At 30.5% G+C, this 13,010-nt stretch carries 10 protein-coding genes; 5 read left to right on the top strand and 5 right to left on the bottom strand.

Going from position 1 to position 13,010, the window contains the following annotated elements:
* Window positions 1-336 precede the first annotated feature (336 nt).
* Entirely contained in the window at window positions 337-822 is a 486-nt protein-coding gene (locus tag ACRYLU_RS03430) for a helix-turn-helix transcriptional regulator (protein ID WP_445081218.1), read from the top strand.
* 245 nt (window positions 823-1,067) lie between these two features.
* Here the strand turns inward: ACRYLU_RS03430 and ACRYLU_RS03425 are convergent, their stop codons facing one another.
* Together ACRYLU_RS03425 and rpiA are read right to left on the bottom strand one after the other, a co-directional pair.
* A complete protein-coding gene (locus tag ACRYLU_RS03425; RefSeq protein ID WP_445081217.1) occupies window positions 1,068-2,045 on the bottom strand; it encodes a Gfo/Idh/MocA family protein in 978 nt (325 codons plus the stop codon).
* Window positions 2,018-2,707, bottom strand: coding sequence for a ribose 5-phosphate isomerase A (gene rpiA / locus ACRYLU_RS03420; RefSeq protein ID WP_445081370.1), 690 nt, complete (start codon window positions 2,705-2,707; stop codon window positions 2,018-2,020). The genes ACRYLU_RS03425 and rpiA overlap by 28 nt, the downstream gene beginning before the upstream one ends.
* Before the next feature lie 177 nt (window positions 2,708-2,884).
* Between rpiA and ACRYLU_RS03415 the strand changes: the two genes are divergently transcribed.
* Window positions 2,885-3,706, top strand: a complete 822-nt coding sequence (locus tag ACRYLU_RS03415) for a MurR/RpiR family transcriptional regulator (RefSeq protein WP_445081216.1) — start codon at window positions 2,885-2,887, stop codon at window positions 3,704-3,706.
* Between the two features lie 47 nt (window positions 3,707-3,753).
* Complete coding sequence (locus ACRYLU_RS03410; protein ID WP_052053832.1) at window positions 3,754-5,121, top strand: MFS transporter; 1,368 nt, start codon at window positions 3,754-3,756, stop codon at window positions 5,119-5,121.
* A 461-nt stretch (window positions 5,122-5,582) separates the two neighbouring features.
* Here ACRYLU_RS03410 and scrK read toward each other — a convergent pair whose 3' ends face one another.
* Together scrK and ACRYLU_RS03400 are read right to left on the bottom strand one after the other, a co-directional pair.
* Entirely contained in the window at window positions 5,583-6,455 is an 873-nt protein-coding gene (gene scrK / locus ACRYLU_RS03405; RefSeq protein ID WP_098394052.1) for a fructokinase ScrK, read from the bottom strand.
* Window positions 6,456-6,467: 12 nt separating this feature from the next.
* Window positions 6,468-8,420: a sucrose-specific PTS transporter subunit IIBC gene (locus tag ACRYLU_RS03400; protein WP_038599697.1), complete on the bottom strand. Its 1,953-nt coding sequence runs from the start codon at window positions 8,418-8,420 to the stop codon at window positions 6,468-6,470.
* A 177-nt stretch (window positions 8,421-8,597) separates the two neighbouring features.
* Between ACRYLU_RS03400 and ACRYLU_RS03395 the strand changes: the two genes are divergently transcribed.
* Complete coding sequence (locus tag ACRYLU_RS03395) at window positions 8,598-10,016, top strand: sucrose-6-phosphate hydrolase (protein ID WP_058205258.1); 1,419 nt, start codon at window positions 8,598-8,600, stop codon at window positions 10,014-10,016.
* The gene (locus tag ACRYLU_RS03390; RefSeq protein WP_017864246.1) at window positions 9,998-10,969 is read left to right on the top strand and encodes a LacI family DNA-binding transcriptional regulator; all 972 of its coding nucleotides are present in this window, start codon (window positions 9,998-10,000) and stop codon (window positions 10,967-10,969) included. Before ACRYLU_RS03395 ends, ACRYLU_RS03390 begins: the two co-directional genes overlap by 19 nt.
* 96 nt (window positions 10,970-11,065) lie before the next feature.
* Here ACRYLU_RS03390 and ACRYLU_RS03385 read toward each other — a convergent pair whose 3' ends face one another.
* Entirely contained in the window at window positions 11,066-12,928 is a 1,863-nt protein-coding gene (locus tag ACRYLU_RS03385; RefSeq protein WP_253954210.1) for a glycosyltransferase, read from the bottom strand.
* Window positions 12,929-13,010 lie beyond the last annotated feature (82 nt).

Here is a 13,010-nt window from a genome sequence, read left to right as displayed (position 1 = left end):
TTTACAAAATCAGTATAACATAAATAGCAAAATATATTTCTTGTATAACCCCTTACAAATTCATATAATTCATTTTTAAAATGAATTATACCCGTTTTTAGTCTCTAAATACTTTTTACAAATATTAAACGATCTCAAACTTTTTATACCCAACAATAAAACTCCCGATTTGTTCCACTTTATATTTTAAAAAAACATTACATTGGATAAATGGCTATAATTCTTTATTTATAAGAATGCAAAAATTATTTGCAAATAACTATCAAGCTTGCAAAAAATAATTTCTAGGAAAATATCGAATGATAATATATACTTATAGCTATAAGGAGGTTATAAATGAAACTATCTGAAGTTTTAGTTAGTGAAAAGCATAAAGTGGGAAAAACTCAACAAAATGTAGCAGGTGATTTATTTCTTACTAGACAATCATTGTCAAATTGGGAAAACGGAAAAAACTTTCCCAACATTCCAACCCTAATTAAACTAAGTAACTATTATGTTTTTTCACTAGATACTATAAAAGGAGACGAATATCTTATGAAGCAAGTAAAAAAGGATTATGAACTGATCAATTTAAAGAAAGCAAACAAAAAATATTCATTAACACTCACCGTTCTATTGGTTATAATTATCCTTATGGCAATTTCAATATCTATCTTTAGATTCAGCATACCTGTTACTAAATTTCTAACAATTATTTTATTAATTCTGAGTTCTGTTCTAATCTTACTTTCTTATAAATTCTTGAAATTTGTTTATAAAGATTATAAAGGGGATAAGAATGCTCCACTGTGGGTTCCAAAAGCCTTTGGTAGGGTATGAGCATAAATCCTTACCATAAAAGTGGAAAGTATATTTTGATTGTACTTATAATTATTATCTTCACTCTTTTTGGATGGACCATTTATTCTATGTGAATATGATATTAGTTTCTTAATTAAAAATCCGGCTAAATTTGGCCGGATTTTTTACATAAAGTATTCTTTAATTTATCAGTAAATTAAGAGGTGTTTCATACATTCTATAACCATGTAAAAAGTTCTGTCAATTAAACAGTAGAAATACTGTTACTTGTTTTCAAAAGGATAAATGAAGCCCCACTTCTCCCTTATTTTTGTCATCAATTTCATCACTTCTAAGGTAAAACTGTTGGCAGAAGAAAATTCCTTCTGTTCTATTAATTTTTCCATGTCCGAAACTTCATAAGCTAGCGCTTTTAGTGAATCACCAATTTCTATTATTCTCTCGTCACCAGTTTCAGTCTCTACAAATTTTGCTTTTGTCCCACGAGGATAGTCGTATACTTCGATGTATCCTTTATCTCCCGTGATTAAAACTCTTTTAGGTTGTTTAGCCTGCATTGATAAAGTAATAGAGACCATTTGTTCTTCTTTATTTTTTAATACGATTACTGATTGTTCATCAACCCCTGTTTCAAAATATTTTACAGTAGTTAAAATTTCAGTGGGTTGAGAATACATAAATAAACGAGCTACGCTTATAGCATATCCCCCTATATCAAGTAGAGCGCCTCCAGCTAAGTCTGGGTTAAAAAATCTATTATTGATATCATATTCTTTGTGACTCCCAAAATTAACTTGAATCATTTTAACTGTTCCAACAAGTCCCTTGTCAACTTCATCTTTTATTGTTTTCCATAATGGCATATGTAAAACAGTCATTGCTTCCATTAGCACTAATTCATTGTCCTTAGCCAATTGGATTAGTTCTTCTAACTCTTCATTGTTAACTGTGATAGCTTTTTCCGAAATAACATTTTTCCCTGCCTCAAGTGACTTTTGAATTATTTCTGAATGTACATGATGAGGTGTAGCTATATAAATAATATCTACTTCTTTATCATTTAATAATTCATCTAAAGAGTAATATATTTTTTTAACTGGGTATTTTTTCATAAATTCTTTTAACTCTTTTGAATTTGTACTCGTTATCGAATAAATTTCTCCATGTTTATCACTTAGAGTTTGTGCCATCTCTCCAGCAATCCATCCTGTACCTACAATTCCCCAATTATATTTTCCCATTCTTCTTCTTCTCTCTCTCTATTTTTATGTATGTGCTTTACGTTATCATCATTGTATAGAACTTCTGTAATTTCATTCAAAAAAAAACTATGAGAAACTATCCCAGCTAATGAGTCTAAGACTATACTTATATATTCTGGAATATCACTATTTTTCCATTGAACATCAATTAAATAATTTCCATGTCTTGTTTTTATTGGCATATTATTTGAAATCCTTAAATTAAAATCAGCATTATAATTTAATAATTTTTTTCTAATTACTTTCATTGAATTTGGCAAGATTTCACAACAAATCGGTAATTCTGTTTTTTTAGGATCATATAGTTTATCTTTTGTTACAAGTAAAACATAATGTTTAGAGACTTGAGCCAACATTTTCTCTTCAGTTTGTATCCCTCCTCTTGTTTTCAACGCTTGAAACTTTCTATTAATCCAATCACAGCCATCAAAAGTCCAATCGACTTGATCTACTTCTTCAAATTCAACTAAATTAAGACCCATTTGTTCACACAGAGTCTTTGTTTCGTTAGATACTGTCACAATTCTAATATGCTTAAGAGAACTTTTTTCTAAACTCTTCACAATTAATGATACGTTTCTTCCTCCACCCAAACCTATAGTTTGCCCATCTTTTATAAGATTTATTGCAAAGTTCGCGATATTTTCTTTCGTTATGATGCACCTCCGTGAAATTCATTTACACATTAACTATATCACGAAATTTTATTTTACGCAATTTTTTTAAAAGAAATTAAATTTTGTGTTTTATCTTATCTGTGCTATAATAATATATATAAAGGTTAATATTTATATTAAAAAAATAAAAAAGGATAGATAATGAATATACTCGATCAAATACAAGTTAATTTTCAAAATTTCTTTGAAAGTGAAAAAAAAATAGCTGAATTTATTCTGAAAAATCCTAAAAAAGTTATTGATATGCCTATTGCATTGCTAGCCAGAAACTCTAATGTAAGTGAAGCAAGTATTTCAAGGTTTTGTAAAAAATTAAATTTGACTGGTTTTCATCAATTAAAAATTGAGCTAGCTAGAATACAAGACAACGAAAATATAGAAGTAAATAAAAACACGTCACTAAATGAATTAATTAAGAATATTAGCAAAATAAAAACTACTGAACTCATTGCTGCAACTGACAATTTGGATATAGATAATCTACAAAACATCATTAAACTTATAACTAATGTTAAACTCACTCATTTTGTTGCATCTGGGAATACTATTCCTGTAGCTCAAGATGCAAGTTATCGATTTAATCAACTAGGTATTACATCTGTTGTATTTGATGATTGGCAAGTACAAACAGCTTTTACTTTAAATATGCGAAAAGAAGATTTATTAATAGTCATTTCAAACTCTGGCGAATCAAAGTCTTTGATTAAATTAATTAATATTGCAAAAGAAAAAAAAATTCCTACCATTTCAATAACTAATCATCCTGATTCTCCTATTGCACGACTTTCTAATTTCCATCTAACAAGTTTCAGTAGAGATTATTTCTTCCATAATGACTACTATTTCTCTAGACTCTCAGCAATGTATCTGATTGAATTAATTTTTCTGATACTTTCCCAAGATAAGAGTAGATTAGAAAATATAAAATTGCATGAACAAATTATTTCTGAAGCTAAGCTTTGATTTTTATCTAAATGAAAAAATATAATTAGATATGGAAGGTAGAAAAGGTGGTTGATAATAATATAGATAATACAGTGGATAAAAGAACTGCTTTAGGAATAATATCCATTGGATTTATAAGTTTTTCGGGTATAATTTCAGAGACAAGTATGAATGTCGCTTTCCCCAGTTTAATGAAGTTTTTTAATGTCAGTTTAAATACTGTACAGGGACTCACTAGCTTTTATTTGCTAGATGTGGCAATTGTTATGACTTTAAGTGCTTTTCTAAAACAGAAATTTTTAGAAAGACAACTTTTTTTTATGGCTTTAGGAAGTTTCTTACTAGGTAGCATTATATGTATTTTTAGTATCAACTTTCCAATGCTACTTTTAGGTAGACTTTTTCAAGGTATTTCTACTGGTATAGGAACTCCTCTTTTGTTTAATGTAATTTTGGAGCGTATTCCTCACAAAGTTATTGGATTATGGATGGGTATTGGAAGTTTAATTATTTCAATAGCTCCATCAATTGGACCATCTTACGGAGGCTTATTAGTAAGTACTGCAGGTTGGCGATGGATTTTTATCGGATTACTCACTCTACCAATTATTGCTTTATTCATAGGTAATCGAAATCTTAGTAATTCTATACGTATTAAGAACATAGTAAAATTAGATCTAGTAGCATTTATCCTGTTATCAACAACTTTGACTAGCTTTATTCTAGGAATAAATAGTATAGCTAAAGGTAATATTAATATAGTTCTATTGATTGTTTTCTTACTCGCTTTAGGTATGTATATATGGCGAAGCCTTACTTCCTCAAAAACTTTTCTAAATATTAGAATATTTTCAAATTCTTTTTTCAGTTTTTCTTTGTTATTTTTTGGGATTTATCAATTTTCAAATCTAGCTGTTAATTTTATTATTCCAATATTTTTAGAGAATTCAAAAGGAACTGGTAGTTTATTAGCTGGTTTTTCAATGTTACCGGGTACATTAATTGGAGCTCTTTTTAATCCTAAAGTAGGAAAATTATATGATGCTAAAGGACCTAAGCTTGGGATAATCTTTGGTAATGTATTACTAGTCATCTCTTTATCATTTTTATCTATAAATACAGGTCAGTTATCTTTTCTAACTATCATGTTCCTCTATATAGGATTTACAGTTGGTAGAAACTTTCCTATGAATACAATAATTACAAATACACTTGATAAAATATCTTTGTCAGATAAAACTAATGCTAACGCTTTCTTTCAAACAACAAACCAATTTTTAGGATCTTTAGGAACTTCAGTTGCTAGTCTCGTTGTTTCAAATTCAATAAGTCTAGAAAAAGGTACCCATAATTTATTTATTTTATTGCTTTGTTTAGCACTATTTAATTTTATAGGTGTCTTCAAAATATTAAATAAAAAGTCTTTAGATTAGAGTTCTGTCATTTTTACTGACTTTCAGCTATTATTTATATTGTAGTTACTCAATTTATTTAATATAAAAAATATAAAGTCACTAAGAATTTTTAGTGACTTTTTATTTTATAAGTTTTTCATTTTTTAGATAATGCTTCATGATTTTTGTATTTTAAATTTTGCCCACTATTTTCCCACTAAATTTTATTTTAGTTTCAATAATTCAATGCTACATAGGCATTCAGTAATATTCCCATATTTGAAATATTTTTGGGCATTTCAACTTTTCTTATTCTAAATAAGATAATACATAATTTGTGAAATGCTGCCTTCCAATAAAAGAACTTTCGATTATGTTGCAAAAAGTTAAAAGATAACAAAAAACTGAAACTTTTTTATAGTTATAATATTGGCTTAATATTTACAATTACCATTATATTTTGTTGAACTACATGCGAGAAATAAATGGATTTTATATAATTATTTTTTTGTAAATAAAGAATATGCTAAATAAAAATTTCCTAATGTTGCTGAACCATTTTCTTTGACAGTTGGTAAGCGAATATACTTTTCTACAGAACAAGGCAGATCTATATAATTATTAAGCATAGAAATGAAATGTTTTTGTGTAAGTGATATCATATTTGATTTTTCCATTACACCACCTCCCAAAATTACACACTCGGGAGCTAATGTCAATGTTGCATTAATAGCCGCTTGAGCGATATAATAGCTTAAGATATCCCATATAGAGTCATCTGAAGGGATTTTTTCCCCAAGTATTCCTGTCCTTGCTTTAAGACTCGGACCCGCCGCAACTCCTTCAAGACAATCACCATGGAAGGGACAGATTCCCTCAAAAGTAAAATCATCTTTATGACGATTTATTCTCTGGTGCCCCATTTCCGAATGCCCAATACCACCAATAAAATATCCATTTTGAATTGCTGCCCCTCCAATACCTGTACCAATTGTTAAATAAACAAGATTTTTTATTCCTGTATTTTTCATTTCACCATAGGCAGATGCGTTTACATCAGTAGTAAAATATATTGGAATATCAAGTGCTTCTTTTAATTGCCCAACTAAATTTATATTTTTCCAACCAACTTTTGGCGTCGAAGTGATGTAACCATACGTTTTACTTGAAAGATTTAGATCAATAGGCCCAAATGATCCTAAACCAATGGCAGAAACTCGGTTTTCTTTAAAATATTTAATCGTCTTACTTATAGTTTCTTGTGGCGTAGTAGTAGAAAATTTGCATTTTTTTATAATATTAAAATGTTCATCTGCAATAGCAAGTACAAATTTTGTGCCACCAGCCTCAATTGATCCATAGTTTACGGACATAGTTCTCTCCCTCTAGTTCAATAATAGAATCTTTTCTCCAACTTTGATATCAACATTTTCACTCAATGGCAAAATCTCATTGTAACTTGCTGAATTGGTAATAACAATAATCACAGTATCATCGAATCCACTCTTCTTGATTTCTTCTTTATCAAAAGATCCTAGTAAATCCCCTGCTTTTACTTTCTGGCCAACTTTAACATTTTGTATGAATCCCTTACCATTCATTGAAACAGTATCTATTCCAATATGTAAAAGAACTTCACCTCCATTTTTTGTTTTTATACCGTAAGCGTGACCTGTTTCATAAGCAATAATAACTTCTCCGTCGGCTGGTGAGAAAAGTTCTCCAGATTTAGGCTTGATTGCAATACCTTTTCCCATAATTTCTTTTGAGAAAACAGGGTCACTTACATCAGACAGAGGAATCACAAATCCATTTATTGGGGCAAGGAGTTCATCACTTTTAACTGGATCGATAATAACTTTCTCAGGTTGGTATTGAGTTGTTGCGTTCTGTTTATTTTTTTCTTTCGTAATAGATTTAGCTTCCATCCGCCGACCATAGATTGAGGTAACAACAAAAGCAATAAGAAAGCTAATAAATATCGAAATCATAAATTGTAAGTTATACCCAGCTTTAATAGAGATAAAGCCAATTAATCCTGCGGATCCTAGACTAACCGCAAGGACATGGAATAATCCCATAAATAATGAACCAATCGCTGAAGCCCCAAGAGCAATAAAGAACGGATATTTTAGTTTTAAATTAATCCCAAATAACGCAGGTTCAGTAATACCCAGGATGGCAGATACACCAGCTGGAGCTGCAAGAGCTTTTGTCTTAATGTTTTTAGTAACAAATAAAATTGCAAAAGTTGCACCAGCTTGAGCCATATTTGCGCAGGCCGCAACTGGAAAAATAAAGTCTCCACCAATACCACTGTGTTGATAGTTTGTGATTAACATTGTTTCAATGGCAGGAAAACTCTGATGTAATCCAGTTACTACTATTGCGGAGTAGAAGCCTCCAAACACAAGCATTCCTAGTGCTCCTAGTGTGTTATAAAGTCCAACCAAACCATCTGTCAAGCCATTTGATACAAAACGAAGTGCTGGTCCTACAATAGTGAATGTGAGAAATCCAGTTATGATGACTGAAAGCAACGGAGTAAATGTGAAGTCTATAGCATCGTTAAGGTATTTATGAAAGAATCTCTCAAGTTTAGCAAGGATAAAAGCCACCCCAATTACAGGAAGAACTTGTCCTTGATATCCAGCCTGAGCAACTTTAAAACCAAATATATCCCAATAAGTCATTGTATGATTAGAAATTGCTTCAGCAACATTATATCCATTAATAAGCCCAGGCATTACCATAATCATACCTATAACAGCACCTAAATATGGATTTCCGCCAAACCTTTTTGTGGCAGAATAACCTATTAAAATTGGCATGAATGTAAATGGTGCGGCACTCATAGTATTAACAATATCAGCAAATCCTTTCCACATAGGAAACATTTCAACAAGTGATTTCGTCGCGAAAAGATGTTCAGCTGTTAGCGCATTATTAAGAGCCATTAACAGACCACCAGCTACAAGAGCTGGTATCAAAGGAACAAAAATATCAGAAAGCAGCTTTACAAGTGCCATTACTGGATTTTGTTTTTTTTGACTTCCTGCGATCTCTTTGAGATCTGCAGTTGATGCCTCACTTATTCCTGTAAGTTTAATAAATTCTTCGTATACAGTGTTAACATCACCTGGCCCTACAATAATTTGATATTGACCAGCTGCTTCAAAAGTCCCCTTAAGATCTGGGTCATTATCTAGAGCCTCTTGATCAATAACGCCAGTATCTTTTAGTACTAAACGTAGTCGTGTCGCACAATGTGCAGCTCCTTGAATGTTATCACGCCCAACTGCATTTAAAATGCGTTCAGCTACCTGCTTATGATTCATAATTTTCTCCTCAAATAAAATGATTTCGCTTACAGAAGTTATTTTATCATTTTTCTGATATATGTCAAGCGTTTGCCATATTTTTTTATTTTTTATTTTTCCGCGCTTATTTATATTGATTTTTTTGTAAAAAACGTTTATCATAAATATATATAATTTAGTAAATGAGGAAAAAAAATGAAATGGTCTACCAAACAACGATATCGTACCTACGATAGTTATTCTGAAAATGATTTACAGAGTTTACGCAAACTGGCACTAAAATCTCCTTGGAAATCAAATTTTCATATTGAACCAGAAACTGGACTTCTTAATGATCCAAATGGATTCTCTTATTTCAATGGAAAATGGCATTTGTTCTACCAACATTTCCCTTTTGGGCCAGTACATGGTTTAAAATCATGGGTACATCTGGTCTCAGATGATCTCGTCCACTTTGAGAAAACAGGGCTAGTCCTTTATCCAGATACAAAATATGATAATGCTGGAGCTTATTCTGGGTCCGCTTTAGCTTTTGAAAACTCCTTATTTTTAATATATACGGGTAATCACAGAGGCAAAGATTGGGTTAGAACTCCATATCAACTCGGAGCAAAAGTTGACAAAAATAATCAGTTAATCAAATTCACTGAACCACTAATTTTTCCTGATTTTTCTCAAACAACCGACCATTTTCGAGATCCCCAAATTTTTTCGTTTCAAGGACAAATTTATTGCTTAATTGGTGCTCAAAGCTCTCAAAAAAATGGTATAATCAAACTTTATAAAGCAATAGAAAATAATTTAACTGATTGGAAAGATTTGGGAAACTTAGATTTTTCAAAAGAAAAAATGGGTTATATGATTGAATGTCCGAACCTTATATTTGTCAATGGTAGATCAGTATTAGTTTTTTGTCCACAAGGACTAGATAAATCGATTGTTAAATATGATAATATATATCCTAATATGTATGTTATTGCGGATGACTTTACTACTGGTTCAAAAAATCAGCTAAAAAATGCAGGACAACTAATTAATTTGGATGAAGGTTTTGACTGTTATGCTACGCAGTCATTTAATGCACCTGATGGCTCTGCTTATGCCATTTCATGGCTAGGTTTACCTGAGACATCATACCCCACTGATAAATACAATGTCCAAGGTGTCTTGTCCATGGTTAAGAAGCTTTCAATAAAAGACAACAAATTGTATCAATATCCAGTTGAAAAAATGAAAGAATTAAGACAAAAGGAACAAGATTTCTTACTAGCAGATAATAACATTATTACATCTAACTCTTATGAACTTGAGGTCGATTTTCGTCAGCAAACCTCTACACTTCTATCTTTAATGACAAATGAAAAAGGGGATAGTGCACTTAAAGTTGAGATAGATAAAGAAAATAATACTATTACACTTATAAGAAATTATGAAAAACGTTTGGCACATGTTAAAATAGAAAAAATGAATGTATTTATTGATCAATCAATTTTTGAAATTTTTATTAATGATGGTGAAAAAGTATTATCAGGTCGTGTATTTCCAAATAAGAATCAGTATTCGATTAGAAGTCAAAATCCGATAAAAATAAAATTATGGGAGCTAAAAAAGTGATTAAACTTGAAGATGTTGCAAATAAAGCTGGGGTTAGTGTAACGACAGTTTCGCGTGTTATAAATCGTAAAGGATATTTGAGTGACGCAACAATATCAAAAGTAGAAAAAGCAATGCAAGACTTGCATTATATTCCAAACGCAGCCGCACGTTCTTTGCAAGGAAAGTCTTTAAAATTAATTGGGCTAGTATTTCCAACTATAAAAAATATTTTTTATGCAGAATTGATTGAAAAAATTGAGCAAGCTCTTTTCAAACGAGGTTACAAAGCTATGTTAGCAACAACAGAACATGATGAACAAAAAGAGCGAGACTATCTTGCCTTATTACTTTCTAACCAAGTTGATGGAATTATTTATGGGAGTCATAATTTAAAAGCACATGATTATATAGCAATTGAAGCACCTATTGTTGCTTTTGACCGTTTATTAACCCCTGAAACGACTGTTGTTAGCTCTGATAATTTTGAGGGAGGAATCCTAGCTACTAAAGCTTTGATTAACTCTGGAAGTAAAAAAATCGCCATATTTACTGGGAACGATAATACCAATTCTCCTACATATTTAAGGCGTGATGGATATCTGCTTGAGCTAGAAAGAAATCAATTAAAGCCTCATATAATAAAAATTCCTTCTCAATGGACTCTTCTTCGCAAAAAAGTTGAGATCAAAAAAATACTAGAAAACAACGATTTTGATGGTGTATTTTGTACAGATGATTTAACAGCTATATTAGTAAAAGATCTCGCCTCAAATTTAAAAAAATCACTTAATGTGGTAGGTTTTGATGGAACTGAATTTATAGAAAACTACTATCCTAACCTAACAACGATAAAGCAACCAATAAATGATTTAGCAGAACTCTTAGTTGATTTAATCATACGAAAAATTGATGGAGATAACATTGACATTACATATCAACTTCCTGTTCAGCTACATTATGGTATAGATTAAAAATATACTTTACTTCTTCAAAAAGACACTGCTTGAATTCTGCAGTGCCTTTTATTTTATATACTTTTCTATTTTTTTATGTCAACATTATACATACTATTTCTTTTTTAATATGAAATGGCCTTTGAAAATATCGAATAGTAACTTTCCAATATTGTTACCCTTCTCTTCTCGAATAGGTAATTCACTTGACGCTACTGCATATGTTTGAGTAATTAAATAAGCATATTGTTCGTAATTTAATGAAGTAAAAATTAACCCTATGTTTGTTCCGCCTTTTTTTGGTATAATTCGCCTGATAACACTCTCTAATTCATAGCCATTTACGGAAAGAATAATCTTTTGCTCTTCCTTTAGTTCTATTTTATTATTACACTCTATTGTTATACCAGCACCTAATTCATTCCAGTCCATCACTTTGCAATCTATAATTAAATGACTCTCTTTATCCAAAAGTTGAGCTTCTTTAGAGCTTAGAAATCTTTCTGATTTTCTAAATCGAGGTCTTTCAAACGGAACTAAAACCGCAAAAATTAAAATGAAAACATTATATAATAACCAAAATGCATTTATATATATCGCATCTTTCCCAGATTCAAATGGTAATATGTTAAAAATTACAAATATTGATTTACATAGTGCAATAATAGAAAAAAAGAGTATTATCAAAAGTGGTAAAGATAAGCGCCAGTTATAATATTTTTTATTAGTATTATAGCCTTTATTAGTAACTGTAAATCCTTTTTTACTTTTTAAAACTGCATCACTAATTACAGAGTAACTGATGAATGGAGCCATAACAGTTTCATAAATATTTGTTAATAAAATACTTTGAGTTCCTTGACTAACTCTATTAAATGCAAGCTGAGATGCTATAAAGGATGGTAACCAAAAAGTTAATATACCACTGAATCTAGCATTCAAACTGTAAAATCCAAAAAGAACAAACCATAAAGGTGCCAGCATAAAGATCATTTTATATATTCCCGAAAACCAATAATGAATGCCATCCATATACAGCAACTTTTGAACTTTATTTAACCCTTTAATTTTTAACGGCAACCACTTTCTTGCTACTTGAATATTTCCTCTTGACCAACGATCTCTCTGCTTAATTAAATCTGAAAAGTTTTCAGGAGCTAAACCACTTGCCAAATTCTTATTAACAAATCTAGTTTTCCAGCCTTTTGCTTGGATAAACATTCCGGTGGCTAAATCTTCTGTTATTACACCTGTAGAAAAACCTCCAATGCTTTCGAGAGCTGCTCTTCTAAAAACAGCATTGGATCCAATATACATAACTGAGTTATATATATCTTTTTGATTTTCTATACGACGCATGAAAAAGTCTTGATCATTATTTAGATTTTTTTCAGAAAAAAAATTGAATTGATAAGGATCATTATTAAAGAATGTTTGAGGTGCTTGAATAAATCCCATTTTTGAATCTTCGAAATATCCTACCGTCTTTTCTAAAAAGTCCACCCTGGGCACCATATCAGCATCCAATGTAACTACTAAATCTCCTTTGGTTTCCTTTAAAGCATTATTCAAATTTCCAGCTTTTGCATTTTCATTGTTATCTCTTCTAATATATTTAACATTCAGCTCTTTAGCAATGAGTGCAATTTCTTCCCTATCTCCATCATCCAGAACGTATATCTCAACTTTTCTTAAATCAGGATATCTAACCTTCTTTGAAGCGATGATTGTTCTTTTTAATATTGAGCTAGACTCATTATATGTTGCAATAAATATATCTACTGTGGGATAGTTGGGGTGAAGTTCTACTAATTCCTTATCTTCTTTTGTATTTTTTTTCCAAAATAAAAAGTAAAATGTGATTGATAAAACAAAAGAACCTATCTCAGCTATTAAAAGTGATAATCCTAGTAAAACACTTATAGCAGAACCATGAGGTAACGTATAAAGAATTCTCCAAACAATATATATTGTCATAGTTATAATGTATAAGCTGATTAATATATTTTTAAAAATAAATAATAAATAAAATAAAAATTGAAGTTATAATAAAAAACAA

The organism is Lactococcus sp. KTH0-1S, assembly GCF_052544945.1.
Note: the sequence above shows the minus strand (reverse complement) of the source record. Positions and strands in the feature narration are given on the sequence as shown.